Origin of the sequence: Enterobacter sp. BNK-8 (genome assembly GCF_048685095.1) — a bacterium.
Classification (GTDB): Bacteria; Pseudomonadota; Gammaproteobacteria; order Enterobacterales; family Enterobacteriaceae; genus Enterobacter; species Enterobacter quasiroggenkampii.
On record NZ_JBLQTN010000001.1, the window covers coordinates 1,442,752 to 1,469,638 of the forward strand.

Consider the following 26,887-nt stretch of genomic DNA (forward strand, 5'->3'; position numbering starts at 1 on the left):
TGAGTTTTTAGGCTTCAGGCATAGTAAAACATGAATACAGAAAATTTAATATATGCAGGAAGCGGGGAGCAGGCGAGAAAAAAAGCCCCGTTGTTGAGACCGGGGCAAAGACATCTTGATTACGGAATGATGTTCTCTGGTCATATCGAGAACATGCCACACTATAGTGCTGAAAAGTGCAGTTAAAATGGAGAAATCATGGAGAACGCGGCGATGACCCGTTACCCTTAGGGTGTAATGACGTCAAAAGGATCAATGAGATGAGATTTCTGCTTCTGACGCTGGCGCTTCCCCTGGCCGCCTGCACCGCAAAAACCACGCCACCCGATGCGCCGAAACCGCCGCACGTTATCGGTATGGCCAACCCGGCCTCCGTCTACTGCCTGGAGAAAGGTGGGGAACAGATCCCGGTTCAAAGCCCGCAGGGCGTTCGCACCGAGTGCAAATTACCGGGCGGGGAAGTGATCGATGAATGGACGCTCTATCGTCGCGATCATCCGCAACCCACCAGGTGACAGACGGATACCGCCTGCGATACACTTCTCTTTAGGATTAATCTTAGCCAGTATCTGGCGTTCGTTTCCGCGAGAGAAGTATGTTTCAGCTAAAACCGGGCAGCATGGCGATGATCGTGGGTGCCCGCACGGCGTCAGGCCGTCGCAATATTGGTAAATCTGTTGAGCTGTTTGGCCTTTGCCAGCCTGGCCTACGTTTCGTTAACCCGGTCAACGGCGTGATGACGCAATTACCGGCCACCGCAGATCGCGCGCTTTGGCTGGTGACGGGTGATGTCTACGCCTTCGATAATCAGCACGGCTTTGCGTTTGTCCGCGCCGAACATCTGATGCCGCTCACCCCGGATGATGCACCGCAAATCCTGGATGAACTGACGATCGGCTGATCACAGATGGCGTAGCCAGTCGGCTAAGACCAGGGCGTGATTTTGCTCCGTGTTTTTGGCAGCAAAGAGCAGGGTGATGGTCTGCCTGCGCGCCAGCGTCGCCAGCCGCGCGCCCTCGTCAGCCTGCTGCGCCAGCTCTTCCCGATAGGCCTGGCTGAAGGCGGTGAAATCAATCGTTTCGCTATGAAAGGCCTTGCGTAGTTCCGTTGAGGGCGCGAGCGCTTTACACCATTCGTCATACACAAGGTCCGTTTTCTTAACACCGCGCGGCCACAGCCTGTCCACCAGTATCCGATAGCCGTCATCAGAGCCTGCCTGTTCGTAGACCCGTTTGCACTGAATCATGATTTCACCCTCCCAATTTAAGGTATTGTGATAATTGCAAAAGATCGGTAGTCTGAGGTTCCTTATGTTATCTGATAATACTCTGGCATAAGGAACCTTTCATGGAACACCTCCCGGTTAAAACGACGCTGCGCATTGCGCTGGTTGGCGATTACAATCCCAATGTTATTGCGCATCAGGCGATCCCGCTGGCCATTGACGACGCCGCCGCAGTGCTTGACCTCACCGCCGATTACGACTGGCTGGCCACGACGGAGCTGACAAGCTCTGAAGATCTGGTGGGCTACGATGCCATCTGGCTGGTTCCTGCCAGCCCCTACAAAAACACCGAGGCCGCTTTTATCGCCGCGCGCTACGCCCGTGAAAACAGCATCCCGTTCCTGGGCACCTGCGGCGGGTTCCAGCATGCGCTGATTGAGTATGCCCGAAACGTGCTGGGCTGGGCTGATGCGGCACACGCTGAGACGGATACCGAAGGCACCATGGTGATTGCGCCGCTGACCTGCTCGCTGGTGGAAAAAACCGATGCGATTGAACTGCGCAGGAATACGCTGATCGCCAAAGCGTACGGCAAGCCGGAAATTGAAGAGGGATATCACTGTAACTATGGCGTGTCTCCAGCGTTTGCACAGGCGCTGGAAAACGGAGATATGCATGTGACGGGCTGGGACGATCAGGGTGAAATCCGTGCCGCGGAACTGGTCACGCACCCGTTCTTCGTGATCACCTTATTCCAGCACGAGCGTGCTGCGCTGGAAGGACGTCCGGTCGTGCTGGTACAGGCGATGCTGCGCGCGGCGCGCGGATAAAAAAGGCAGACCCGAGGGTCTGCCACACTGTTTAACGGGGCGCGATCTCCCGGTCTCGCCCGGCTAAGATGCCGCAGAGGGCCATTATCACGGCGGCCAGCGCGCAGCCCAAGAGCGGGATCCGCCAGTCTCCCGCGCTATCGTGTATTTTCCCCATTAGCGGAGGGCCGCAGGCGGCGAGCAGATAGCCAATCGACTGCGCCATGCCGGACAACGCCGCCGCCTGGTGTGCAGTGCTGGCGCGCAGACCGATAAACGTCAGGCCGAGGATCATCGTTGCCCCTGTGCCAAAGCCAAACACCAGCGTCCACATCACCGCCATGCCCGGCATAAACCATAATCCCGCCGCGCTTATCGCGCACATCAGCGCCACCGCGCCTGCGATCGCCCGCTGGTCTTTCAGACGGTGGAGGATCAGCGGAACGGCAAGTCCCGGCACGGCCGTGGCCAGCTGCAACAGACCGTGCACCGAGCCAGCCTGCGCTTCGCTGTAGCCGTGGCTCAGCAGTATTGCCGGCAGCCAGCCGATGATGACGTAGTAAATCAGGGAGTTAATCCCCAAAAAGAGCGTGACCTGCCAGGCGAGGGCCGAGCGCCAGATCGCGCGGTTATGCAGCGCGCCTGCGCCCGTTACGGTTGCGACGTGTTTCTGACGCCACTGCGGCAGCCAGAGCAGCAATGCGACCAGCGGAAACGCCATCAGCATCAGCAGCGCGCCATGCCAGCCCGCACTCCCCTGTGCAAGGGGAACGATCATCGCTGAGCCAAACGCCGCCGAAACGCCCATCGTCAGGGAATAGGCGCCGGTGAGCTTCGCCACCTGGCCTGGAAAATCACGCTTAATTAATCCGGGTAACAGCACGTTCCCGAGCGCAATACCGCAGCCGACGATCGCCGTTCCGGTGAAAAGCAAAGCGGCGGAGGGCAGCGAGCGAACGGCAATCCCGGCGCAAATCAGCAGCAGGGCAATAAACAGGCTGCGCTCCATGCCGATGCGCCGGGCAACGCCTGCGGCGAGCGGCGAGACGAGGGCGAAAGCCAGCAGGGGCAGGGTGGTCAGCAGACCGGTTTGCGCCGTGCTTAAGCCATAATCAAGACGAATGGTATCAAGCAGCGGCGCTGCGCCGGTAAAGGTGACGCGAAGCGTAGTGGCAATCATCAGGATGCCTGCAATCAACAGCGCGCCGTGTTTTCCTGAGGTGCGAATAGCAGTAGTCATTATGTTCTCATACGTTCAAGCGAGCGCACACAATACCGATTTTCTCAGCGGTTGAAATCAGGCTAAAATGACAGTTTATCGCTAATATCGGACAAACTGATGATTGGTCTGGGACTAGAAGGCTACGATCCAGATAGCCAGCACGATGCGGCCGTCGCATTTCGCATTCAGGTGGTGGCGGAGGAACAGTACATTCCCCGGCATCATCACCGTAAGGGGCAGCTGATTCTGGCTCTCGGCGGCGCAATCACCTGTGAAGTGGAAAATGCGATGCTGATGGTGCCGCCTCAGTATGCCGTCTGGATCCCCGGTCAGATGCCGCACAGCAACAGGGCCACGCCGGGCGCGCAGCTCTGCTTTTTGTTTATTGAGCCGGGGGCCGTCAGCCTGCCCGAGCGCTGCTGTACCCTGAAAATCTCCCCTCTGGTGCGGGAGCTGATTTTATCGCTGGCGGAAAAATCACGTGAGCAGCTCTCTCTTGCGACCACGTCGCGCCTGGTGGACGTGCTGTTTGACGAGCTACCGCTCCAGCGTCAGGAGCATCTGCAGCTGCCCGTGTCGCCCCATCCCAAAATCAGGCTGATGAGCGAGAAGATGGCGGAAGAGCCCGCCGCCTGGCAGACGCTAACGCAGTGGGCAAGCCACTTCGCCATGAGCGAGCGTAATCTGGCGCGGCTGGTGGTGAAAGAGACCGGCTTAAGCTTTCGCCGCTGGCGCCACCAGCTGCAGCTGATTGTGGCATTACAGCACCTGATCGGCGGGAAATCGGTACAGCAGGTGGCCCAGTCACTGGGCTATGACTCGACCACCGCGTTTATCACCATGTTCAGGAAGGGACTGGGCCAGACGCCGGCGCGTTATATGGCCAGCCTGACTACGACTTCCCAATAAACAGCGAGACAAGGCCAGCCGCAATCAGCGGGCCGACCGGCACGCCGCGAAAGAGCGCCACGCCCAGCACGGTGCCCACCAGCAGACCCGCCACCAGCGAGGGCTGGCTGCTCATCAGCGTGACGCCGCGACCGCCCAGCCACGACACAAAAATCCCCACCGCGATCGCCACCAGCGATTTCCAGTTTACAAACGAGTGCAGCAGCGTTGAGGCGGGAAGGGTACCGCTGGCAATCGGCGCCATCACCCCAATGGTTAAGATGATAATCCCGATGGTGAGGCCTTGTTTTTCTATCCACGGGAAAAAGGTATTTAACGGGGTCACGCGCACAATAATCAGCACCAGAATCGAGATGGCGACGGTAGTGTTATGGCTGATAAAGCCGAGCGCGGCGAGTGCCAGAAGAATGAGCAGAGTAGGGTCAAACATAGGGAATCCTTGCCAGAAAAATTGTTCTGTTTACTGTACGCGCAAACGCGGCAGAGAACAGTGTTAAAAAGATTTTGTCGTTGTCATAACCTTGTCATTTACGCGGATTAAAACGAAAGCAGATATCACAAAAGGGGTCGCCATCATGAACGATCACATGTTTGTGGAAACGCTGATTATCTCCTCATCGTTTTTCGCTATTGCCGTTATTCTCGTTGCCTCCGTGCTGTTTCTGGAACGAAAAGGCTGACAGGGCGTCAGCCATCGCAGTTACGCTTTATGGAAGGTGACGAGCTCAGGACGGGCGATGCGCAGGTAATCCTGGGTATCCATAATCACGGATTTCTCCAGCAGGCCGGCGTTAAACGCGATTTCGTCAAAGCGCTCGAACAGCAGCGGGTCGGCAACCAGTGCCAGGTCAGGATGAAAGCTAAAGGGCGGGATAGCGCCGAAAACGCAAGCGGTCAGGGCATCGACTTCGGCCGGGCTGGCGAGGGAGGCCTTTAGCCCGCCAAAATGGCTGGCAAGCTGGCTCAGGTCAGCCTGCAGGTCGGCGGCCAGAATCGCCAGAACGTGTTTTTTTACGCCGTTTCCCTTCACTTTGCAGACCAGGGCTTTGGCGCCTTGCCGCAGATCGGTTCCGCGAATTTCACTTACCGCTTCACATTTCCCGACCGCCTCATGCTCCATGACGCGAAAACGCGCGCCCTGCTCGGTAAGTAAGGTAATGAGCTGCTGGTGGGTTCCTGTTCCAATAACGTCGTCAGTCATAACGATTTTCCCGGTGATAATCCAGTATGCAGCTCTCTACATTAGCACGGGATGAACAGGGTCGAAAGAAAACAGCCAGCGGGTTCGCTGGCTGTGGGGTTATGCGTTGCTGGTAGCAGACTGCTTGTGGAACAGCTCCCTGAACACCGGATAAATGTCATCCTGGTCACGGATATGCTGCATGGCGAAATTATCGAACATCGCCTGCAGATGCTCATACTCCCGCCACAGGGTCTGGTGCGCGCGACGGGTGATTTCGATATAGCTGTAGTAACGCACGACCGGCAGAATTTTCTTCGCCAGGATCTCGTGACACAGCGGCGAGTCGTCGGCCCAGTTATCGCCATCCGACGCCTGCGCGGCATAAATATTCCACTGCGCCGGGTCGTAGCGCTCTTTGACCACTTCATCCATCAGCTTCAGCGCGCTCGAGACGATGGTGCCCCCGGTCTCCTGCGAGTAGAAGAACTCATGTTCATCCACCTCCTTCGCCTGGGTGTGGTGGCGGATATAGACTACCTCCACGTTCTTATAGGTTCTGCTCAGGAACAAATAGAGCAGGATATAAAAACGCTTCGCCATATCTTTGGTGGCCTGATCCATCGAGCCGGACACGTCCATCAGACAGAACATCACCGCCTGGCTGGAGGGCTCAGGGCGTTTTTCGTAGTTCTTGTAGCGCAGGTCGAAGGTGTCGATAAACGGTACCCGTTCGATCTTCGCCCTCAGCTCTGCAATCTCTTTACGCAGGCGCTCCTCTTCCAGCAGTTGCGCCGGTTCCGTGTTTTCCACCACCTTCAGGCTACTCTCCAGCTCGCGCAGTTCGCGACGTTTGCCTGCCGTCATGGCCGTGCGTCGCGCCAGCGAATTCTGCAACGAACGCACGACGCTGATGTTGGCGGGCACGCCGTTGGCGGTATAACCCGCGCGGTGGGTTTTATATTCATTAAGCTGACGATGCTGATTCTTTTTCAGATTCGGCAGCGCCAGGTCTTCGAACAGCAGGTCGAGATATTCATCTTTCGAAATCTGGAAGACAAATTCGTCCTGACCTTCACCGTCCTGGCTGGCCTGTCCCTGACCGCTTCCTGAACCACCGCCGCCGCCCTGAGGGCGCTCAATTCTGTCGTTCTGAACGAAGTGGTCATTACCTGGGTGTACGCGATGGCGCAGGCCGCCTCGCCCCTGATGAAACATCGGTTCGCTGATGTCATCGGTGGGGATGGAGACAGACTCGCCGCTGTCGACGTCGGTCACCGAGCGTTTGTTGATGGCCTCGGAGATAGACTGTTTAATTTGCGCTTTATAACGACGCAAGAAGCGCTGGCGGTTTACCGTGCTCTTGTTTTTGCCGTTAAGACGCCGGTCAATAAACCAGGTCATATACCCCCCGTACTGCATTTGCCAACTTGCATTTTGTAGGCCCGGCAGGCGCTAACCGCCGCCGGGCACTTGTTTTAAGACGATTTACGCACGCGCAGGTACCATTCGCAGAGCAGGCGGACCTGTTTGCGGGTGTAGCCTTTTTCCATCATACGGTCGACAAAATCGTCGTGTTTTTTCTGTTCATCGGTTGAGGTTTTGGCGTTAAACGAGATCACCGGCAGCAGCTCTTCGGTATTGGAGAACATTTTCTTCTCAATGACCGTGCGCAGTTTCTCGTAGCTGGTCCAGTTCGGATTGCGCCCGTTGTTATGCGCTCTGGCGCGCAGGACAAAGTTCACAATCTCGTTACGGAAGTCTTTCGGGTTGCTGATCCCGGCTGGCTTCTCGATTTTTTCCAGCTCCGCGTTCAGGGATTCACGGTCAAACAGCTGGCCGGTATCCGGGTCGCGGTACTCCTGATCCTGGATCCAGAAGTCAGCGTAGGTGACATAACGGTCGAAAATGTTCTGCCCGTACTCTGAATAGGATTCCAGGTAGGCCGTCTGGATCTCTTTGCCAATGAACTCGGCGTATTTCGGGATCAGGTAACCTTTCAGGAACTCAAGGTAGCGTTCAGCCTGCTCCTGCGGGAACTGTTCGCGTTCAATTTGCTGCTCCAGTACATAGAACAGATGCACCGGGTTGGCCGCCACTTCCGCATGGTCGAAGTTAAAGACGCGGGAGAGGATCTTAAACGCGAAGCGCGTGGACAGACCGTTCATCCCTTCATCAACCCCGGCGTAGTCGCGGTATTCCTGATACGATTTCGCTTTCGGATCGGTATCCTTCAGGCTCTCACCGTCATACACGCGCATTTTCGAGTAGATGCTGGAGTTTTCCGGCTCTTTCAGGCGCGAAAGGATAGAGAAGCGTGACAGCGTTTCCAGGGTGCCCGGTGCGCACGGCGCATGCACCAGCTCACTGTGGTTAAGCAGTTTCTCGTAAATTTTGATCTCTTCGGAGATCCGCAGGCAGTAAGGCACCTTGACGATGTACACGCGGTCAAGGAAGGCCTCATTGTTTTTGTTATTACGGAAAGTCACCCATTCAGATTCGTTCGAGTGGGCAAGAATGATCCCGTTAAACGGCAGGGCAGAGATACCTTCCGTCCCGTTGTAGTTTCCTTCCTGAGTCGCCGTCAGCAGCGGATGCAGCACCTTGATGGGCGCTTTAAACATCTCGACGAATTCCATAATCCCCTGGTTAGCCCGGCACAGCGCGCCCGAGTAGCCGTAGGCATCCGGGTCGTTTTGCGCGAAGTTTTCCAGCTTACGGATGTCGACCTTACCGACCAGCGCCGAAATATCCTGGTTATTCTCATCACCGGGTTCCGTTTTGGCGATGGCGATCTGTTCAAGGATCGACGGCCAGACTTTCACCACGCGGAATTTGGTGATGTCGCCACCAAACTCGTGCAGGCGTTTGGCCGCCCACGGGGACATGATGGTGCCGAGGTAGCGACGCGGGATGCCGTACTCTTTATCCAGAATCTGCGCATCTTCCTGCGGATTGAACAAGCACAGCGGATGGTCATTCACCGGGCTGCGCTCGCCGTTGGCGCTCAGCACATAGATAGGCACACGCTGCATCAGCGACTTCAGGCGTTCCGCCAGCGAGGATTTACCGCCGCCCACGGGGCCGAGTAAATAGAGGATCTGTTTCTTCTCTTCCAGACCCTGAGCGGCATGCTTCAGGTAGGAGACAATCTGTTCGATGGCATCTTCCATACCATAGAACTCTTCAAACGCCGGGTATCGGGCGACCACCCGATTCGAAAAGAGACGGGAAAGCCGGGGTTCCAGGGCAGTGTCAACCATGTTTGGCTCACCAATAGCCATTAATAGCCGTTCTGCCGCATTGGCATAGGCACTGCGATCTTGCCGACAGATGGTAAGAAACTCCTGCAGTGTGAACTCTTCGTCCTTGGCAGCTTCATAGCGCTGGCGATAGTGATCGAATATATTCATGGCATGCCGTCCTTTCGTTTTTTAGCACAGGATAAGAGCCGTTCGTATGAGTAGTGGAGGCTCCCGGAAGAGAATCTCTCGCACCTCACTGCCAGAGCAGCAACCTGTGTGCCAGGTCAGACGCTAAGAACCGCAGGTGTTCAGGAAAACTCTTCTTAAATTAAAGCGTAGATGGCATTTGCAAAACTTGCATGCCCATAAAATCTACTTTCAATGACATATCAATAACTCATCCAAAAATTTCCACTCTGGTAATAAGGCAAAAGCACGTTTTTCATTCAGCGGTCATGTAAATGAAAGCAGGTTGTCATCTGATAAGTTAAAAATAATGGGTTAATCGGACTGATTAGCAGGCAAAAAATTTTGGGATGTACGGGAATGGCGGTTACACTTCACCCGCTGATTATTTGACTACAGGAAAGAATGGATTGTGACCAAACTCAAACTTCTGGCATTAGGCATCCTTGCCGCGACCGCAGTAAGCACCGCACAGGCGGAAAGTCAGTGGACGGTTGGCGCGGGTGTTGGCGTCATTAACAGCCCGTACAAACAGTATGACCGTGATGTTTACCCTGTTCCCGTTATCACCTATGAAGGGGATAACGTCTGGTTCCGTGGGCTCGGCGGCGGCTACTATCTGTGGAACGATACTGCCGATAAGCTCTCCATCATGGCCTACTACGATCCGACGCACTTCAAGCCGGGTGACAGCGACAGCCACGCGCTTCGCCAGCTCGACAAGCGTAAAAGCTCAATGATGGCTGGCCTCTCTTATGTGCATAACACCCAGTATGGCTTCCTGCGTACGGCCCTGGCAGGCGATACGCTGGATAACAGCAACGGTTTTATCTGGGACCTGGCGTGGTTGTACCGCTATACCAACGGTGCATTGACCCTGACCCCGGGAATTGGTGTGCAGTACAACAGCGAGAACTACAACGACTACTATTATGGCGTCTCTAAAAACGAGTCCCGTCGTAGCGGTCTGAAGAGTTACAGTGCAGATGACGGCTGGGATCCGTACCTGGAGCTGACCGCGAGCTATAACTTCCTCGGCGACTGGAGCGTGTACGGTACTGGCCGTTATGAGCGTCTGAGCGATGAAGTGAAGGATAGCCCGATGGTCGACAAGTCTTGGGCAGGCATCTTCTCTGTCGGTGTGACCTACAAGTTCTGATTGTGCACTCAAAGTGTGCAATTGATGCATTAAAACGGGGCGCATGCGCCCCGTTTGCTTTAGTGTGGTGCAGCGAGATTATCGCTTAACAATGCGGATCGTCTGCCCTAAACGCGATGGCTTTTCTTCACTCGCTTTCTGCGGGGTGGTCACGCAGGCGGTTTCCACGCAGACGAACGTTTTATAACCGTCGTCAGGCACGTCGGCCATGCTGACAGACAGCGCCGGACCCGGGTTCCAGCCCACCACGTTGCTATGGTGGTGATGTACCACCTCGATGCCGCGGTTCAGGGCACCGTCGTGGATCATGCTGCATGCTTCCGGATGCAGATAGACGCGGTCGGTACGGTCAGGAAACGCCTGAACGCCGTCACTCAGCTTCCCTTCTTTGGCGTTATCGACTTTGTCGATAAAGGTATCGCCAAGGCCGCTCACCTTCACTGCGCTGATGTCACCCACGTTGAAATAGGTGTGCAGGGCGGAGGTGGTTTCGAACTCGCCGTGGGCTTCCAGTTCGATTTCACAAGTTTTACCCAGCTTAAAGCGGGCGTACAGGGTGAAATCGTGCGGCCAGAGCGCGCGGGTTTCGTCATTAGCCTGCAGCTCAAAGGTCAGCACGGCGCCGTTGTCGTCTTCGTTATACGCTTTCAGGGTCCACTGCTGGTTACGGGCAAAACCGTGAGAAGGCAAACTAGGCTGTGCGGACGGGCCGAACCACGGCCAGCAGATCGGTACGCCGCCGCGAATCGCCGCCCCTTTTTTGAAAGAGGTCACATCGCTCAGCCACAATCCCTCTGCTTCACCTTCGGGTTTCCAGGAGAGCAGGTGGGCGCCGTTCAGCGCCACGGAGGCCTTAACGCGTGGATGGTCAACGACGATAACGTCAGCACCGTCAATCTGGCGGCGGGAGAGCACAGGGGTAAGTTGTTCGACTACCGGAAGTGCAAAAATTTTATTAATCATTAAGCAATCCTCTGTCTTATAAATAAAAAAGGCGACCGAAGTCGCCTTTTTGGATCAAACACTCATCTCAACTTATTTGGAGATGTGAGCGATCAGGTCCAGTACTTTGTTAGAGTAGCCGGTTTCGTTGTCGTACCAGGATACCAGTTTAACGAAGTTGTCGTTCAGCGCGATACCTGCTTTAGCATCAAACACGGAAGTGCACACTTCACCGTTGAAATCGGTAGAAACAACGTCGTCTTCGGTGTAACCCAGAACGCCTTTCATTGGGCCTTCGGAAGCAGCTTTGATTGCTTTCTTAATTTCTTCATAAGAAGCAGCTTTTTCCAGACGAACGGTCAGGTCAACAACGGATACGTTAGGAGTTGGAACGCGGAACGCCATACCAGTCAGTTTGCCATTCAGTTCTGGCAGTACTTTACCTACAGCTTTAGCCGCACCGGTAGAGGATGGGATGATGTTCTGAGCCGCGCCACGGCCGCCGCGCCAGTCTTTGTGAGACGGGCCATCAACGGTTTTCTGAGTAGCGGTGGTTGCGTGAACGGTAGTCATCAGACCTTCGATGATGCCGAAGTTGTCGTTGATAACTTTAGCCAGCGGTGCCAGGCAGTTGGTGGTGCAGGATGCGTTAGACACGATATCCTGGCCAGCGTAAGTTTCGAAGTTTGCACCACGAACGAACATTGGGGTGTTGTCTTTGGAAGGACCAGTCAGAACAACTTTCTTTGCACCCGCAGTGATGTGTTTACGTGCAGTTTCGTCGGTCAGGAAGATACCGGTTGCTTCAGCAACAACGTCAACACCAATTTCGTTCCATTTCAGGTTAGCTGGGTCTTTCTCAGCAGTAACGCGGATGGTTTTGCCATTTACAACCAGGTGGCCGTCTTTCACTTCAACGGTGCCGTCGAAACGACCGTGAGTTGAGTCGTACTTCAGCATGTACGCCATGTATTCAGCGTCCAAGAGATCGTTGATACCAACGATTTCGATGTCAGAACGTTTCTGAGCAGCACGGAAAACAATACGGCCGATACGGCCAAAACCGTTGATACCTACTTTGATAGTCATATATTCCACCAGCTATTTGTTAGTGAATAAAAGGTTGCCTGTAAAATTACAAAAACCTTACGCAGCGTCAAGCGGAATCGTGTCAATCATTGCGACAAATCAATCCTGTGACTAACGTTTGTGCGACTGACTCGCCTCACTTTCCCTTTGAGCTTGCAACCACATGGGGGCTGCGCCCGGAATTTTAAAGTCCTCGCAGGATAAAAATGTGAATGTGATCACAATTGCCTGACCGCCTTTTCGCGACACATAAGTTTAGATCAAAAGTGCACGCAAGGGTGTTAATGTTTTGTTAGAATGCGGGGTAAAAGATGTCTGTTTCTACAGCGAGATGTAAGCATATGTCGAATCAACGTAACCCTGACGATTTGAAAAAAAACCTCACAGAAATGCAGTTTTACGTGACGCAGAACCACGGAACGGAACCCCCGTTCACCGGGCGTTTACTGCACAACAAGCGGGACGGTGTCTACCACTGCCTGGTCTGTGATGCCCCGCTGTTTAATTCACAAACGAAATTTGATTCGGGCTGCGGCTGGCCGAGCTTTTACGAGCCGGTGAGCGATGAGGCTATCCGCTATCTGACCGACTCGTCGCACGGCATGGTGCGCACGGAAATTCGCTGTGGCAACTGCGATGCGCACCTTGGACACGTGTTCCCGGATGGCCCTCAGCCAACGGGCGAGCGTTTCTGCGTGAATTCAGCCTCAATGAGCTTTACCGATGATGAGAATGGCGACCAGATCAAGGGTTGAAAAAACGATTCAGCAAATTATTCCTTCGAAAGGGCGGGATTGTGAATATTGAAGACATGATTAGCGGTATGACGCCGGAAATTTATCAGCGTCTGGTCACCGCCGTAGAGCTGGGAAAATGGCCCGATGGCGTCGCGCTGACCCCGGAGCAGAAAGAGAACAGCCTGCAGCTGGTGATGCTGTGGCAGGCGCGCAACAACACCGACGCGCAGCACATGACGATCGACACCCGTGGTCAGATGGTGATGAAGAGCAAGCGTGAGCTGAAAGAGGACTTCGGTATCACGCCGAAGCCGATTGTGACTTTCAAATAAGGCTCTCCCTGTAGGCCGGGTAAGCGCTAGCGCCACCCGGCACACTACACCTTAGTGTGGGATCCCGAGCGACGCCGCCAGCTGCTTCGCTAACTGGTTTTCGTCATCCGCGCCGTACTCCCAGAACATCGCTCCGGCGAGCCCTTTCTCTTTGATGTAGTCCGCTTTGATCGCCACGGATCGCGGGTTCTCATACGAAATCGCAAACAGCGCGCTGCCATCGGCACCTTTCACCGAGAGCCACGGCACCTTTGCCTGGTCGTCCCAGTGTTCGGTAAAGCGTTTCTGCGGATCGTTCAGCAGCTTTTTGACGATATCGTTGTACTTCACATAGGTATCTTTGGTCAGGTCATAGCCGAGTGACTTGAACAACCCAATCTCCTGCGGCCCGAAGTAGGGCTGAGTGGCCGGATTTTTTTGCGCATCGGGTTTTGTCCAGTCAATGCCCGGTTCCACGGCGCGTTTCGGTACGCGGCCATAGAAACCAATCCCGAGATTCATCTGCTGCGGCTTCAGCCCGGCGGCCAGATAGTTGTTCACCACAAAATCGACGCTGTATTTGTCCGCGGCGGCCACCGTCGGCCAGGTGCTGGAGTCATACAGGTTGGCGTTAAAATACTGCGTACCGTACGCCATGTCGTAGGTCATCAGGTTGATGTAGTCGAGCAGGGGCGCAATGGCTTTCACATCCACCCAGCTTTTCGGACTTTCCGCATTCGCGCCTACCGCAATGGTCACCAGCTTTTTATGCCCGAACGCGTCGCGCATCTCCTTCAGCAGGGCGGTAAAGTTATCCCGGTCGGCGGGCTGGCTTGCCACCAGCCCCCAGGCGCCGTTGACCGGATACTCCCAGTCGAGATCGATCCCGTCCAGACCATATTTTTCGACAATCTCCTGTGCGGAGCGGATGAACACCGCGCGGCTCTCTTGGGTTGCCGCTGCGCCAGAGAAGCCACGCGCGCCCCAGCCGCCGACGGAGAGCAGGACCTTAAGATTTGGGTTTTGCTTACGCAGAGTGGGGATTAAGGCCAGATCGGACGCCACTTTTGGCGATAGCCAGATTTGATGCAGCTTCGCCGGATCTTTCAGCGCGGCGTTGGTTTCGTCTTTTTCGTCGTTATAGACCAGACCAAAGGAGTAGTTCAGGTGGGTGATCTGGCGAACGTCCAGTTTATTGATATCGCCACCCGGTCCGGCGGTGACATCGCCACCCCCGTTAAAGTAGCCCACGGACATCAGGGAACTGGCGGAGGCAACTGACGCGCAAAGCAAGGGTAATGCTGCCAGCAAGGGCAAACGTTTCATACAAGTTCCTCTTTGACTTAATAAAATTAACCACGCCACGGAAAAGGCGTGGCGAAAAGACAGCCTAAAGAGAATAGCATTGCCGCTTCGCTGAGGTTGCGAGGGAGTTCACTTTATGGGAGAACGGAGGGGGTTTGCCGGGTGGCGCTGACGCTTACCCGGCCTACAAAACCAAAGAAGTAGGCCGGGTAAGGCGCAGCCGCCACCCAGCTTAAAAGGCCTAAGCCTGCGTTTCCAGCCAGTCTTCGAGCGTATACAGCGTTGCGCCTTCCGCTGCCATATCAATAAACGCCTGGGCGCTGTCCTGCGGGTGAATGTTCACCCCGCGGCAGCCGTCGGTGATGACGCTGACGGTGTAGCCTAACTGAAGCGCATCCAGCACGGTGAACTTCACGCAGTAGTCCGTTGCCAGCCCCAGCACAATCAGCTCCGTGATTTCGTGGTGACGTAACCACGCATCGAGAGCGGTTTTCTGACGATGCCCGTTATCAAAAAACGCGCTATAGCTGTCAATAGCCGGGTTTTCGCCTTTATGGAACACCGCATCGATGGCCTTTTGATTCAGGAGCGGATGCAGCGCCGCGCCTTCCGTCTGCTGTACGCAGTGATCCGGCCAGAAAGTTTGCGCCAGCCCGTCGAGCTCACCCTGGGTGAACGGCTCGACATTGTGCTGGCTGGCAAAGCTGCCGTGATTTGCCGGGTGCCAGTCCTGGCTTGCGACAACTGCTTCACCACGGGCTTTGCACCAGTCAATCAGCGTGTTGGCCACGTCAACGGTGCTGTCACCTTCGGCGACGGCCAGTGCACCGCCCGCGCAGAAATCATTTTGCAAATCGACCAGGAGCAGGGCGCGTTGCTTCATGAGACCTCCTTATTCGTCAGGCGTCAGTTCGCCGCGCAGGTTTTGCATCATCGCGCTGCGAATGGACTGAATGTCCAGATCCTGACTCAGTAAATAGTGAAGTTTAGTCAGCGTTGCCTCAACGGTCATATCGAAACCGCTGATCACCCCCGCATGCGCCAGCGCGTTGCCGGTGGCATAGCCGCCCATATTCACTTTACCGGACATACACTGGGTCAGGTTCACCACCACAATTCCACGCTCGCTGGCTTCCTGAAGCTCTTTCAGGAATTCACCGTTCTGCGGCGCATTGCCCACGCCGTAGGAGCGCAGGATCAGCGCCTTCACCGGCTGGCGCAGGAAGTTACGCACCACGTCCGCAGAGATACCCGGATAGATGGTGACCACGCCAATCGGTTGCGGAGTAATCGGATGCACAATCAGCTCGCCCGCGGTGTTCGGCGCAGGAGGGGTTCCCAGACGACGGATATGAATACCGGCCTCCAGCAGCGGCTGCAGGTTAGGTGAGGCAAAGGCGTCAAAGCCGTCGGCGTGGGCTTTGGTGGTGCGGTTACCGCGATAAAGACGATTGTTAAAGAACAACGACACTTCGTTAATCGGGTAATTCGCCGCCACGTACAGGGAGTTCAGCAGGTTGATCTGCCCGTCGGAGCGCAGCTCCGCCAGCGGAATTTGCGACCCGGTGACGATAACCGGCTTGCTCAGGTTCTCCAGCATGAAGGAGAGCGCCGAGGCGGTAAACGCCATGGTGTCGGTACCGTGCAGGATCACGAAGCCGTCGTACTGGTCGTAATGGGCTTTAATGTCATCCGCGATGTGCTGCCAGTCTTCCGGCGTCATGTCGGAGGAGTCCATCAGCGGCTCGTATTCGTGGATAGTAAAGTCAGGCATTTCCGGACGGTGGAATTCGGGCATCAGCGCAAGCTGACGCTGCAGGTGGCCGGAGACGGGGATATAGCCGTTTTCGGAGCGCTGCATACCGATGGTACCGCCAGTGTAGGCTACATAAATCGATTTCTTCTGCATGGTAGTGAGTTCTTGTTCTTCAAAAGAAAAAAATCCCCTCTTCGCGGGAAGAGGGGACGGTTTTTAACGGACGTTCGCGCAGGTCAGGCAAAACGCGTAACGACTCTGTGGATCGTTAAAGGCCGCAAGCTTATCGCTTTCCGCCTTCATCGCTTTTGCCGCCGTGGCGACCGGCGCAGGCAGGTAAGCCTGCAGCGCCTCCGGCAGCATGGCGCGTACCGAGCCGGACATGCTGTCCATGACCATATCGAAGAACGACGGTTCGTCCTGGTAATACTCGATATGCCACTGCTTCAGCTTCGCCAGTTCGGCGGCTTTCTTCACCGCGTCATCGAAGTCACCCAGGCTGTCCACCAGTCCGTTACTCTTCGCATCCTGACCGGTCCAGACGTGGCCCTGTGCAATCTGGTCGATCTGCTCAGGCGTCTTTTTACGCGAGTCTGCGACCAGGGTGATAAAGCGTTTATAGCCGTTCTCAATGCTGAGCTGCATCATCTCAGAGACTTCCGGCGGCAGGGATTTGGTCACCGAGACATCCGCCAGCGGAGAAGTCGCTACGCCGTCGGTATGCACGCCGAGAGAATCCAGGCTGTTCTCTACGGTGTTGATCACCCCGAAGATACCAATCGAGCCGGTCAGCGTGCTTGGGTTCGCCACGATGTAGTTGGCTGGCGTGGAGATCCAGTAACCTCCGGAGGCGGCCATTCCGCCCATTGAGACGACGACCGGCTTGCCGGCGGCGCGCGCCGCGGCCAGTTCAGCGCGGATCACTTCGGAGGCGCTGACGCTACCGCCAGGGCTGTTGACCCGCAGGACAATCGCCTTCACTTTCGGATCCAGGCGCGCATCGCGGATTTGTGACGCGGTAGTATCGCCGCCCACGTTCCCCGGGGTCTCCTGACCGTCCATGATCGCACCGTTAGCAAAGACCACCGCGACGCTGTCACCGTTCTCATCCGGTTTCTTCGTCGAGTAATCATACATGCTGATGGCACTGTAATTTTTGTCCTCTTTGCTCCAGCCAAACTGTTTGCTCAGGGATTTTTCAATCTCGGCGCTGGTGCCCAGGGCATCAACCAGTTTGTTATCGAGCGCATATTTCGCGGTATCGCCGTCAACCTTACGCAGGCCTGCCAGCACGCCCTGCGCGCCAGGGAACACCTGTTCAGGCGTAATCTGACGGTTCGCGGCAACGGTGCCCAGATAGTTCTGCCACAGCTCACCAATCCAGCGGCTGTCCGCTTCGCGGGCGGCAGGGGACATATCGTCGCGGATAAACGGCTCCACGGCAGATTTGTACGTACCGACGCGGAAGACGTGGGTGGTGACCTCCAGCTTATCGAGCAGCGATTTGTAGTACAGGCCGTTGGTGGCAAAGCCGTGCAGATCGACCGTACCCTGTGGGGAGAGCCAGATCTTATTGGCGAAGCTCGCCAGATAATATTGTCCCTGGCTGTAGCTGTCGCCCACGGCAATCACCGGCTTGCCGCTGTCGCGGAATTCGCGCAGCGCTTTACCGATGTACTGCATAGACGGCTGATCGCCGCCGGCAAAATCTTTCAGATCCAGCACGATGCCGGTGATGTTGCGGTCATCTTTGGCCTGACGGATGGCATCGACGATATCGAACAGGGAATTTTCCTGCAGACGGTCTGAAGTGGCGCCAAACAGCTGACGGCTGATTACGCCCAGACGGTTGCTGGCTGACGGTTTATCAACGATTACGCCGGTGATATCAAGTAACAAGGCCCCGCGAGTCGAATGCTGCGCCTGATTCGCGTTGCTGATGTGCATCCAGATACCCGCGCAAACCAGAACCAGAAGGATGAAGAAAATGTTCATCACCAGGTTGCGGACGAAGTTGAGCAGTCGCCACGTCCATTTAAAGAAACCGGCAATAATTCGCCAAAGGGTTCGCATGTATTCTCCCTAACCAGAAAATGACTGTTTCCGTCGCCACTGGACGGTAATGTTGGGTTATCGTAATGACCCAACCGCCACTTGTCAGCAGGAATCGCCTGCCAGGCTGTAACAAAATCTGCCGTCGTGTTAATTTTGTGAGTAAATTTCAAGAAAGGAGTTAACCAATGGACGCACTCGAACTGCTTGTTAACCGCCGTAGCGCTTCCCGTCTGGCCGAACCTGCCCCGGCAGGCGAGCAGCTGGAGAACATTCTGCGTGCCGGCATGCGTGCCCCCGATCATGGCACACTGCAGCCGTGGCACTTCTTTGTAATTGAAGGCGAAGGACGCGATCGTTTCAGCCAGCTGCTGGAGCAGGGGGCGGTGGCCGCAGGGCAGGATGAGAAGGGGATCGACAAGGCGCGCAATGCCCCGTTCCGCGCCCCGATGATCATCGCCGTCGTGGCAAAATGCCAGGCGGGCCATAAGGTGCCGGTCTGGGAGCAGGAAATGTCCGCGGGCTGTGCGGTGATGGCGATGCAAATGGCCGCCGTCGCGCAAGGCTTCAACGGTATCTGGCGCACCGGTGCGCTGACCGAAAGCCCGGCGGTCCGTGACGGTTTTGGCTGCGGTGAGCATGACAAAATTGTCGGTTTCCTCTACCTCGGCACCCCGCAGCTTAAAGCCTCCAGCACCATCAGCGTGCCGGACACCACGCCTTTCGTCAGCCGCTTCTGATAACGCACGCTAAACTGTCTGGATTCTGAGCATCTGCCGCAGAATTCAGACAGCCATACTTACCTCTTTATGGAATGAGCGCTACCATAGCGCGATTGAGATGACAGGAGACGTCCATGAGCGAGCAAACCATTCGTTTAACGCAGTACAGCCACGGAGCCGGTTGCGGTTGTAAAATTTCCCCGAAAGTGCTGGAGACCATCCTTCACAGTGAACAGGCGAAGTTTGTCGACCCGAACCTGCTTGTCGGCAATGAAACGCGCGACGATGCTGCAGTTTATGACTTAGGTAACGGCACCAGCATTATCAGTACCACCGACTTCTTTATGCCGATTGTCGACAATCCGTTCGATTTCGGGCGCATTGCGGCCACCAACGCCATCAGCGATATCTTTGCCATGGGCGGTAAGCCGATTATGGCGATCGCCATTCTGGGCTGGCCGATCAACACCATCCCGCCGGAAGTGGCCCGTGAAGTGATTGATGGCGGCCGTTTCGCCTGCCAGCAGGCAGGGATTGCGCTGGCCGGTGGTCACTCTATCGATGCGCCGGAGCCTATCTTCGGCCTGGCCGTCACCGGTGTGGTGCCGACCGAACGCGTGAAGCGCAACAGCACCGCGCAGGCGGGCTGCAAGCTGTTCCTCACCAAGCCGCTGGGCATTGGCGTGCTGACCACAGCCGAGAAAAAGTCCCTACTGAAACCGGAGCACAAAGGGCTGGCAACCGAAGTCATGTGCCAGATGAACCTCGCCGGTGCGGCGTTCGCCAATATCGACGGCGTGAAGGCGATGACCGACGTGACCGGTTTTGGTCTGCTGGGGCACCTCTCCGAAGTGTGTCAGGGCGCGGGCGTGCAGGCGCAGGTCTGGTATCAGGACGTGCCGAAGCTGCCGGGCGTGGAGGAGTACATTGCTCAGGGCGCGGTCCCGGGCGGTACCCAGCGTAACTTCGCCAGCTACGGTCACCTGATGGGCGAAATGCCAGAAGAATGGCGCAACCTGCTGTGCGATCCGCAAACCTCCGGCGGCCTGCTGCTGGCGGTCACGCCGGAATCCGAAGCCGAGGTCCAGGCCACTGCCGCCGAGTTCGGCATTACCCTGACGGCGATCGGCGAGCTGGTAACCGCGCGCGGTGGCCGACCGATGATTGAGATCCGTTAATTCGATGCGGTTGTTTATTGCCGAAAAGCCGAGCCTGGCCCGTGCCATTGCCGATGTGCTGCCCAAGCCGCATCGCAAGGGCGACGGCTTTATCGAATGCGGTAACGGGCAGGTGGTCACCTGGTGTATCGGTCACCTGCTTGAGCAGGCGCAGCCGGATGTCTACGACAGCCGCTACGCCCGCTGGAATTTGAACGATCTGCCCATCGTGCCGGAAAAATGGCGCCTGCAGCCCCGGCCTTCAGTCACCAAACAGCTCAACGTGATCAAGCGCTTCCTGCATGAAGCCGAAGAAATCGTGCACGCGGGTGACCCGGACAGGGAAGGACAACTGCTGGTCGATGAGGTGCTGGACTATCTGGAGCTGGCGCCGGAAAAGCGCCAGCAGGTGCAGCGCTGTCTGATCAACGACCTCAACCCACAGGCGGTCGAGCGAGCCATTTCGCGCCTGCGCGCCAACAGCGAGTTTATTCCGCTGTGCGTCTCGGCGCTCGCGCGTGCCCGCGCCGACTGGCTGTACGGTATCAACATGACCCGCGCCTACACCATCCTCGGGCGCAACGCGGGCTATCAGGGCGTGCTCTCCGTGGGGCGCGTGCAGACGCCGGTGCTGGGGCTGGTCGTGCGTCGTGACGAAGAGATTGAGAACTTCGTCGCTAAAGATTTCTTTGAGGTGAAAGCGCATATCGTCACGCCTAAAGACGAGCGCTTTACCGCCGTCTGGCAGCCGAGCGATGCCTGCGAATCGTATCAGGATGAAGAGGGGCGTTTGCTGCACCGCCCGCTGGCGGATCATGTGGTTAATCGCATTACCGGGCAGCCGGCTATCGTTACCAGCTATAACGATAAACGGGAATCAGAACCCGCGCCGCTGCCGTTCTCGCTGTCGGCCCTACAGATTGAGGCCGCGAAGCGCTTTGGCCTCAGCGCGCAGAACGTGCTGGACATTTGCCAGAAGCTCTATGAAACCCACAAGCTAATCACCTATCCGCGTTCAGATAGCCGCTATCTGCCGGAAGAGCATTTTGCCGGTCGTCATTCAGTGATGAACGCCATTAGCGTGCATGCGCCGGATCTGCTGCCGCAGCCGGTGGTGAACCCGGACACCCATAACCGCTGCTGGGACGACAAAAAGGTGGACGCCCACCACGCGATTATCCCGACGGTGCGCGCCAGCAACGTCAATCTGACCGACAACGAAGCAAAGGTCTATAACCTGATCGCCCGCCAGTACCTGATGCAGTTCTGTCCGGACGCGGTGTTCCGCAAATGCGTGATCGAACTGGAAATCGCGAAAGGGAAATTCATTGCGAAAGCCCGTTTCCTTGCTGAAGCAGGCTGGCGCACGCTGCTGGGGAATAAAGAGCGTGACGAGGAGAACGACGGCACGCCGCTGCCCGTCGTTGCCAAAGACGATGAGCTGCTGTGTGAAAAAGGGGAAGTGGTGGAACGTCAGACTCAGCCGCCGCGCCATTTTACCGATGCGACGCTGCTGTCCGCGATGACCGGCATCGCCCGGTTCGTGCAGGATAAAGATCTGAAGAAGATCCTGCGCGCCACCGACGGTCTGGGTACGGAGGCAACCCGCGCGGGGATCATCGAGCTGCTCTTTAAGCGCGGTTTTCTTGAGAAAAAGGGGCGCTATATCCATTCGACCGAGCCGGGCCGCGCGCTGATTCATTCCCTGCCGGAGCTGGCCGCCAGGCCGGACATGACCGCGCACTGGGAGTCGGTGCTGACGCAGATCAGCGAGAAGCAGTGCCGCTATCAGGACTTTATGCAGCCGCTGGTGGGGACGCTTTACCAGCTGATCGATCAGGCGCGCAGCACGCCGGTGAAGCGCTTCAGAGGGATGGTTGCACCCGGTGGTGGCGCGAAGAAACCTTTCAAAAAGAAAAAGAGCGCGGCCGCCTCTTAACCCGTAGGCCGGGTAAGGCGAAGCCGCCACCCGGCGAAAAGCAGCTCTGCGTCCTGAAAAAAGCCCGGTGGCGCTAACGCTTACCGGGCCTACACGTTGAGAACGCAGCGAAAACTTAAATCACACCCTGCCCAATCATCGCATCCGCTACCTTCACGAACCCGGCGATATTCGCCCCGCGCACGTAATTGGTTTGCGATGCTTCACCGCCATATTCCACGCAGGCGTGGTGAATATCCAACATGATATGGTGCAGGCGCGCATCCACTTTCTCCGCCTTCCAGCCGAGACGCGCGGCGTTTTGCGCCATCTCGAGGCCGGAGGTTGCGACGCCGCCCGCGTTGGCGGCCTTGCCCGGTGCAAACAGCACGCCTGCCTCCAGGAACAGGTCCGTCGCGTCGATCGTGGTCGGCATGTTTGCCCCTTCGGCGACCGCTTTTACACCATTGCTAATTAACGTGCGCGCGGCTTCAGCATCCAGCTCGTTCTGCGTGGCGCACGGCAGGGCGATATCCACCGGCACGCCCCACGGCTGTTTACCTTCGAGGTAGGTCAGGCCAAACTCCCGGGCGTAATCCGCTACGCGTCCATCGCGGCTGGCTTTGATTTCACACAGGCGCGCCAGCTTCTCTGCCGTGAAGCCCGCTTCATCCACCACCGTTCCGCTGGAATCAGAGGCGGTCACTACGCGAGCGCCAAACTGCATCGCTTTCTCAATTGCGTACTGCGCCACGTTACCGGAGCCGGACACCGCGACGCGCATACCTTCGAAACCTAAGCCGTGACGCTTGAGCATGGCTTCGGTGAAGTAAACCAGGCCGTACCCGGTCGCTTCCGGGCGGATCAGGCTCCCGCCAAACGACAACCCTTTGCCGGTAAAGACGCAGGCGCTGTTGTTGGAGAGCTTTTTCATCATCCCGGCCATAAAGCCCACTTCACGTCCGCCCACGCCGATATCACCGGCAGGCACGTCGGTGTCAGGACCAAGATGGCGATAGAGTTCGGTCATCAGTGCCTGGCAGAAACGCATCACTTCGCCTTCGCTTTTGCCTTTCGGGTCGAAATCGCTGCCGCCTTTCCCGCCGCCCATGGGCAGCGTGGTCAGCGCGTTTTTAAAGGTCTGCTCGAAGCCGAGGAATTTCAGAATCGACAGATTCACGGACGGATGGAAACGCATGCCGCCCTTAAACGGACCGATGGCCGAGTTAAACTGTACGCGCCACGCGCGGTTAACCTGCACCTGGTTGCGATCGTCCACCCACGTCACACGGAACTGGATCACGCGCTCTGGCTCGATAAGGCGTTCAAGCAAAGACATCTGGCGATAGCGCGGGTTTTGTTCAAGGAAGGGCCACAGGGTGGTCATCACTTCACGCACGGCCTGGGCGAACTCGCTTTGGTGCGGGTCGCGCTGCTGAACATGGGCAAGGAAACTTTCCAGAGAGCGTGTCTGATCCATAGATATAAGAACCTCTTATAATAATGTTTGTATATGACTTATGCGTTTTGTGTTGTTTTTTTGACTATACCACCCGTACTGCTTTGTCTGGCAAGCAGAAATTCAGGGCGAAAGGGAAATTAATGAAATGCGCTGCGTCATAACTAAAAGCGATGACGAGATATATTAAAGGTTCCGCGCTGGTTTACCGTTATAGTCATTATCAAGGGAACAACAGGAAGATGTGTCTATGAACCGTTATCTACTGACCGCGTTATGTGTGATCTTTACCGCAGGTGCGCAGGCTGACCGCATTCGCCCGGACGTGGAAGTGAATGTGCCGCCGGAAGTGTTTAGCTCCAGCGGCCAGAATCAAACGGTGCAGCCCTGTAATCAGTGCTGCATCTATCAGAATCAGAACTACTCGGAAGGGGCCGTGGTGAAAGCGGAGGGCGTTCTGCTGCAGTGCCAGCGCGACGAGCGCGTTATTGGCACGAACCCGCTGGTCTGGCGTCGCGTAAAACAATAAACGCTTCCAGAAGGGGGATATCCGCGGGGGCTAAGGCGTAGCCAAACGCCTCTTCCGGCGTACACCACGCCAGCTCGCTGTGGTAGTGCGCCGTGAGCTCGCCGCTAAACGCAGGAACGTGCCAGGCGTGCAGGTTGATTAACCGCTGCGAGACTACACGCTGGTGGCTGGCCACGTATTGCGCAGGGCGTGCTTCAATACCTAACTCTTCACGCAGCTCGCGGATAAGCGCCTCGGGCTGGGTTTCTCCCGCCTCGACTTTGCCGCCTGCAAATTCCCACATGCCCGGCTGGTCGGCGTGGGCAGGGCGCTGTGCCAGTAAAATTTTGTCGTCTTTTTCGATGATGGCGGCAACGACATCGAGTGTTTTCAGCATGGTCGTCAATAATTGATAGCGAAAAAAGACATATTATCGTGCCCTTTCTCAGAGTCCAGCTATCAGGAGAATCAGGTGAAAGAGACTACCGCCTGGGTTGCCCCTATCGAATCCCTTCCCGCCAGCCTTAAACCCATTACCGTGATGCAGAAAAAGCATTTTGGCGCCGTGCTGAATCCCACGCGCTGGTGGGGGCGCATGCCGCGTCTGTTCTGGCTGGTGGCGCTGTTCGTCGGTTTTCTGGAGCGTCGTCGCGCGCGCCTGACGCCCGTGCTTCGTTCGCTGCTCATGACGCGGGTGTCCCAGCTCTGCCACTGCGCTTTCTGTATTGATGCCAACAGCCTGCGGCTGGCCGAGCGCTGCGGGGCGCTGGATAAGGTGCAGGCCGTGAGCGACTGGCAGGGTTCCGCCTTGTTCACGGAGCAGGAGCGCGCGGCGCTGGCCTACGCCGAGGCGGTGACCGCCACGCCGCCCCGGACGGATGAGGCCATCAGAACGGCGCTGAAGCGCCATTTTACGGATGACGCCATCACCGAGATGACGGCGCTCATTGCCTTTCAGAATCTCTCTGCCCGCTTTAATGCCGCGCTGGATATTCCGGCGCAGGGGCTGTGCGCCACCTTTAACGAGACGCCTCATGCTTGATCGCCACCTTCATCCGCAGATAAAACCGGCGCTGAATCGTCTGGTCTCCGTGCTGGACCGACCGGGAATAACGCCCGACGGATTAACCCTGACCGGGTTTGCCATCGGCGTGCTGGCGCTGCCGTTTCTGGCCCTTGGCTGGTATCCGGCGGCGCTGGCCGTCATCGTGCTGAACCGCCTGCTGGACGGTCTGGATGGGGCGCTGGCGCGCCGCAGAGGGCTGACCGATGCGGGGGGATTTCTCGATATTGCGCTCGATTTTCTGTTCTACGCCCTGGTGCCGTTTGGCTTTGCGCTGGCAGCACCCGTTGAGAATGCGCTGGCCGCGGCCTGGCTGTTGTTTGCGTTTATCGGGACCGGCAGCAGTTTTCTGGCGTTTGCGGCGCTGGCCGCGAAGCACGACATCGACAACCCCGGCTATGCGCACAAGTCGTTTTATTACATCGGCGGGTTAACGGAAGGGACGGAGACCCTCGCGCTGTTTGTGCTGTGCTGCCTCTTTCCGGCGCACTTTACGCTCTTCGCGTGGGTATTTGGCGCGCTGTGCTGGTTGACCACCACAACGCGCATCTGGAGCGGCTACGTGACGCTGAAGTCACTTAACCCTTAGAGCGCGCTTTCAGGCCCGCGCTCACCGGTCGTCACCGGGTTCTGCGGGTGACTGCTCCATTCGTACCAGCCGCCGTCATAGACGGCGATATTCTTCCAGCCCATCGCCCGGGCGTACATAAAGGTTTCGGACGCCCGCCAGCCGGTGCCGCAGTAAAACGCGACGTGCTGTTCCGGCAGAATATTCCAGCGCTTCCACTGGGCGGCGATGTCGTCTGCGCTGCGCATGGTGCCATCCGGGTTATGGAAATCCTCCATGTGGGTAGCATCGCTGCCCGCGTGGCCCCAGCGGGCACCGGCAATTTCACCTTTTGGCTTGATGTAGCTGTAGCCGCTGGTTTCGCCGATGAACTCCGGCCACGAGCGAATGCTGACCAGGGAGGCATCCTGACGGTGCAGCATGCCACGCGCCTGTTCCATATCCACCATCAGCTGCGGCTGACCGGGTATCGGCGCGCCAAAATCGGGGGCTGGCGTTACTTTACCGGGCGTGCCGCGCTCAACCGGCAGGCCTGCATCTGACCACGCCTTCCAGCCGCCGTCGAGAATACGCACATCCTTCACGCCCGCATACAGCATAATCTGCGCCACGCGCGCGGCGGCGTAGACGTCGCGGCCATACAAGATGACGGTGGTGTCGTGACGGATCCCGTGCTTCGCCAGCATCGCTTTCAGCTTGTCGTCGGAGACTTTATTCCACAACGGTTCGCTTTCCACCTCGTTGGTGTCGATATAGCCCGCACCGGGAATGTGGTTCAGCAGGTAAAACTTCGGTGCACCCCAGGCGGCTTCGATCACTTTCCAGTCGCCCGCCGGTGCGGCAGTCACGGGTTTACCCTGCTGGAGCCGGTGGATCCACTGTGGGTAAACCAACTGTTCAAAGTGGGGCAGGCGCTGAAGGCGGTCTGGGGTCTGCAGTGCGTCGCTGAGCAGCGAAACGTGGCGGTAACCGGCTTTCTCCAGGCGGGCTTTCACCGCCTGGTTATCGTTCTCGTCGCCATACAGGGCGATGGTCGTCGCAGGGGTAAGCTGATGCTGTTTTGCCCACAGCGCAATCTGCTCATCGCTCATGGCGCTAAGCCAGGCAGCAGCAAGGTTGAGTGCGGCGGGTTCATGCCCGGAGGGGCCGCTGAGCGTCTGCGGCCAGCCGTTATAGAAGGCGCTGGCGCGTGTGTCGACAGGCGTGCCGTGCTGTGCCTGAAGCTGAGACAGCGTGATGGCGTTGGGCATATCAGCCGCCAGCGAGGAAAAAGAAGCGAGGCCGCAGAGCAGGGCCAGCGCGGTCAGTTGAGAAACACGTTTCATCGAATAACCTGACGTCAGTAAAAGAGGGGGGCATTGTCGT

General features: G+C 57.0%; 29 protein-coding genes. 14 read left to right on the top strand and 15 right to left on the bottom strand.

Annotated features, from left to right (window positions below; translation table 11 throughout):
• Positions 1–260 precede the first annotated feature (260 nt).
• Positions 261–515: a DUF333 domain-containing protein gene (locus ACMGGU_RS06910; protein ID WP_045910230.1), complete on the top strand. Its 255-nt coding sequence runs from the start codon at positions 261–263 to the stop codon at positions 513–515.
• 80 nt (positions 516–595) lie between these two features.
• Positions 596–901 (top strand): periplasmic protein, encoded by a 306-nt coding sequence (locus ACMGGU_RS06915; protein WP_048027499.1) that lies wholly within the window; start codon positions 596–598, stop codon positions 899–901.
• Here the strand turns inward: ACMGGU_RS06915 and ACMGGU_RS06920 are convergent, their stop codons facing one another.
• Entirely contained in the window at positions 902–1,246 is a 345-nt protein-coding gene (locus tag ACMGGU_RS06920; protein ID WP_223540294.1) for a DUF488 domain-containing protein, read from the bottom strand.
• Positions 1,247–1,347: 101 nt separating this feature from the next.
• Here ACMGGU_RS06920 and ACMGGU_RS06925 point away from each other — a divergent pair, with 101 nt between their 5' ends.
• Positions 1,348–2,055, top strand: coding sequence for a CTP synthase (locus ACMGGU_RS06925; protein WP_048222585.1), 708 nt, complete (start codon positions 1,348–1,350; stop codon positions 2,053–2,055).
• Positions 2,056–2,086: 31 nt separating this feature from the next.
• Here the strand turns inward: ACMGGU_RS06925 and ACMGGU_RS06930 are convergent, their stop codons facing one another.
• Positions 2,087–3,274 (bottom strand): CynX/NimT family MFS transporter, encoded by a 1,188-nt coding sequence (locus ACMGGU_RS06930; protein WP_048027504.1) that lies wholly within the window; start codon positions 3,272–3,274, stop codon positions 2,087–2,089.
• A gap of 99 nt (positions 3,275–3,373) precedes the next feature.
• Here ACMGGU_RS06930 and ACMGGU_RS06935 point away from each other — a divergent pair, with 99 nt between their 5' ends.
• The gene (locus ACMGGU_RS06935; RefSeq protein ID WP_045910235.1) at positions 3,374–4,165 is read left to right on the top strand and encodes an AraC family transcriptional regulator; all 792 of its coding nucleotides are present in this window, start codon (positions 3,374–3,376) and stop codon (positions 4,163–4,165) included.
• Here ACMGGU_RS06935 and ACMGGU_RS06940 read toward each other — a convergent pair.
• Positions 4,149–4,595, bottom strand: a complete 447-nt coding sequence (locus tag ACMGGU_RS06940) for a DUF441 domain-containing protein (protein WP_008500737.1) — start codon at positions 4,593–4,595, stop codon at positions 4,149–4,151. The genes ACMGGU_RS06935 and ACMGGU_RS06940 overlap by 17 nt on opposite strands.
• 145 nt (positions 4,596–4,740) lie before the next feature.
• On the opposite strand from ACMGGU_RS06940, the gene yoaI reads away from it, so the two are divergent.
• A complete protein-coding gene (gene yoaI, locus ACMGGU_RS06945; RefSeq protein WP_010430055.1) occupies positions 4,741–4,845 on the top strand; it encodes a small membrane protein YoaI in 105 nt (34 codons plus the stop codon).
• A gap of 20 nt (positions 4,846–4,865) precedes the next feature.
• Here yoaI and ACMGGU_RS06950 read toward each other — a convergent pair whose 3' ends face one another.
• The 3 genes from ACMGGU_RS06950 to yeaG form a co-directional block, all read right to left on the bottom strand.
• Complete coding sequence (locus ACMGGU_RS06950) at positions 4,866–5,366, bottom strand: YbaK/prolyl-tRNA synthetase associated domain-containing protein (RefSeq protein ID WP_008500735.1); 501 nt, start codon at positions 5,364–5,366, stop codon at positions 4,866–4,868.
• Between the two features lie 99 nt (positions 5,367–5,465).
• The gene (locus tag ACMGGU_RS06955) at positions 5,466–6,749 is read right to left on the bottom strand and encodes a YeaH/YhbH family protein (protein ID WP_032651499.1); all 1,284 of its coding nucleotides are present in this window, start codon (positions 6,747–6,749) and stop codon (positions 5,466–5,468) included.
• A gap of 74 nt (positions 6,750–6,823) precedes the next feature.
• The gene (yeaG, locus tag ACMGGU_RS06960) at positions 6,824–8,758 is read right to left on the bottom strand and encodes a protein kinase YeaG (protein WP_008500713.1); all 1,935 of its coding nucleotides are present in this window, start codon (positions 8,756–8,758) and stop codon (positions 6,824–6,826) included.
• 430 nt (positions 8,759–9,188) lie between these two features.
• Between yeaG and ACMGGU_RS06965 the strand changes: the two genes are divergently transcribed.
• A complete protein-coding gene (locus tag ACMGGU_RS06965) occupies positions 9,189–9,935 on the top strand; it encodes a MipA/OmpV family protein (protein WP_045910236.1) in 747 nt (248 codons plus the stop codon).
• 78 nt (positions 9,936–10,013) lie between these two features.
• On the opposite strand, the gene ACMGGU_RS06970 is transcribed toward ACMGGU_RS06965, so the two are convergent.
• Together ACMGGU_RS06970 and gapA are read right to left on the bottom strand one after the other, a co-directional pair.
• Positions 10,014–10,898 carry a D-hexose-6-phosphate mutarotase gene (locus ACMGGU_RS06970; RefSeq protein ID WP_420300343.1) on the bottom strand — a complete coding sequence of 295 codons (885 nt, stop codon included), beginning with the start codon at positions 10,896–10,898 and terminating at the stop codon, positions 10,014–10,016.
• 72 nt (positions 10,899–10,970) lie between these two features.
• Positions 10,971–11,966: a glyceraldehyde-3-phosphate dehydrogenase gene (gapA, locus tag ACMGGU_RS06975; RefSeq protein WP_006809136.1), complete on the bottom strand. Its 996-nt coding sequence runs from the start codon at positions 11,964–11,966 to the stop codon at positions 10,971–10,973.
• Positions 11,967–12,307: 341 nt separating this feature from the next.
• Between gapA and msrB the strand changes: the two genes are divergently transcribed.
• Entirely contained in the window at positions 12,308–12,721 is a 414-nt protein-coding gene (gene msrB, locus ACMGGU_RS06980) for a peptide-methionine (R)-S-oxide reductase MsrB (protein WP_008500710.1), read from the top strand.
• A 41-nt stretch (positions 12,722–12,762) separates the two neighbouring features.
• Entirely contained in the window at positions 12,763–13,035 is a 273-nt protein-coding gene (locus tag ACMGGU_RS06985) for a YeaC family protein (RefSeq protein ID WP_420300344.1), read from the top strand.
• Between the two features lie 51 nt (positions 13,036–13,086).
• On the opposite strand, the gene ACMGGU_RS06990 is transcribed toward ACMGGU_RS06985, so the two are convergent.
• The 4 genes from ACMGGU_RS06990 to sppA all read right to left on the bottom strand — a co-directional run bounded on the left by ACMGGU_RS06990 (position 13,087) and on the right by sppA (position 18,148).
• Positions 13,087–14,340: a glycoside hydrolase family 18 protein gene (locus ACMGGU_RS06990; protein WP_048027506.1), complete on the bottom strand. Its 1,254-nt coding sequence runs from the start codon at positions 14,338–14,340 to the stop codon at positions 13,087–13,089.
• Positions 14,341–14,560: 220 nt separating this feature from the next.
• On the bottom strand, positions 14,561–15,202 hold the full coding sequence (pncA, locus tag ACMGGU_RS06995; protein WP_420300345.1) for a bifunctional nicotinamidase/pyrazinamidase: 642 nt from the start codon (positions 15,200–15,202) through the stop codon (positions 14,561–14,563).
• A gap of 9 nt (positions 15,203–15,211) precedes the next feature.
• The gene (ansA, locus tag ACMGGU_RS07000) at positions 15,212–16,228 is read right to left on the bottom strand and encodes an asparaginase (RefSeq protein ID WP_008500705.1); all 1,017 of its coding nucleotides are present in this window, start codon (positions 16,226–16,228) and stop codon (positions 15,212–15,214) included.
• 63 nt (positions 16,229–16,291) lie between these two features.
• On the bottom strand, positions 16,292–18,148 hold the full coding sequence (gene sppA / locus ACMGGU_RS07005) for a signal peptide peptidase SppA (protein ID WP_420300346.1): 1,857 nt from the start codon (positions 18,146–18,148) through the stop codon (positions 16,292–16,294).
• 167 nt (positions 18,149–18,315) lie between these two features.
• Between sppA and ACMGGU_RS07010 the strand changes: the two genes are divergently transcribed.
• The 3 genes from ACMGGU_RS07010 (at position 18,316) to ACMGGU_RS07020 (ending at position 21,945) form a co-directional block, all read left to right on the top strand.
• The gene (locus tag ACMGGU_RS07010; RefSeq protein WP_023327148.1) at positions 18,316–18,867 is read left to right on the top strand and encodes an NAD(P)H nitroreductase; all 552 of its coding nucleotides are present in this window, start codon (positions 18,316–18,318) and stop codon (positions 18,865–18,867) included.
• A 116-nt stretch (positions 18,868–18,983) separates the two neighbouring features.
• Positions 18,984–20,027 carry a selenide, water dikinase SelD gene (selD, locus tag ACMGGU_RS07015; protein ID WP_008500702.1) on the top strand — a complete coding sequence of 348 codons (1,044 nt, stop codon included), beginning with the start codon at positions 18,984–18,986 and terminating at the stop codon, positions 20,025–20,027.
• Between the two features lie 4 nt (positions 20,028–20,031).
• Entirely contained in the window at positions 20,032–21,945 is a 1,914-nt protein-coding gene (locus tag ACMGGU_RS07020; RefSeq protein WP_420300347.1) for a DNA topoisomerase III, read from the top strand.
• Positions 21,946–22,060: 115 nt separating this feature from the next.
• On the opposite strand, the gene gdhA is transcribed toward ACMGGU_RS07020, so the two are convergent.
• Complete coding sequence (gene gdhA, locus ACMGGU_RS07025) at positions 22,061–23,404, bottom strand: NADP-specific glutamate dehydrogenase (protein ID WP_420300348.1); 1,344 nt, start codon at positions 23,402–23,404, stop codon at positions 22,061–22,063.
• A 229-nt stretch (positions 23,405–23,633) separates the two neighbouring features.
• Here gdhA and ACMGGU_RS07030 point away from each other — a divergent pair, with 229 nt between their 5' ends.
• Complete coding sequence (locus tag ACMGGU_RS07030) at positions 23,634–23,912, top strand: DUF1496 domain-containing protein (protein ID WP_045910243.1); 279 nt, start codon at positions 23,634–23,636, stop codon at positions 23,910–23,912.
• Here the strand turns inward: ACMGGU_RS07030 and ACMGGU_RS07035 are convergent.
• Positions 23,869–24,288 (bottom strand): pyrimidine (deoxy)nucleoside triphosphate diphosphatase, encoded by a 420-nt coding sequence (locus ACMGGU_RS07035; RefSeq protein WP_045910244.1) that lies wholly within the window; start codon positions 24,286–24,288, stop codon positions 23,869–23,871. The two genes, ACMGGU_RS07030 and ACMGGU_RS07035, sit on opposite strands and share 44 nt — an antisense overlap.
• Before the next feature lie 75 nt (positions 24,289–24,363).
• On the opposite strand from ACMGGU_RS07035, the gene ACMGGU_RS07040 reads away from it, so the two are divergent.
• Both ACMGGU_RS07040 and ACMGGU_RS07045 read left to right on the top strand, forming a co-directional pair.
• Entirely contained in the window at positions 24,364–24,933 is a 570-nt protein-coding gene (locus tag ACMGGU_RS07040; RefSeq protein WP_262805302.1) for a carboxymuconolactone decarboxylase family protein, read from the top strand.
• Complete coding sequence (locus ACMGGU_RS07045) at positions 24,926–25,543, top strand: CDP-alcohol phosphatidyltransferase family protein (protein ID WP_048027512.1); 618 nt, start codon at positions 24,926–24,928, stop codon at positions 25,541–25,543. Before ACMGGU_RS07040 ends, ACMGGU_RS07045 begins: the two co-directional genes overlap by 8 nt.
• Here ACMGGU_RS07045 and ACMGGU_RS07050 read toward each other — a convergent pair.
• Positions 25,540–26,847 (bottom strand): sulfurtransferase, encoded by a 1,308-nt coding sequence (locus tag ACMGGU_RS07050; protein ID WP_248221159.1) that lies wholly within the window; start codon positions 26,845–26,847, stop codon positions 25,540–25,542. The two genes, ACMGGU_RS07045 and ACMGGU_RS07050, sit on opposite strands and share 4 nt — an antisense overlap.
• Positions 26,848–26,887 lie beyond the last annotated feature (40 nt).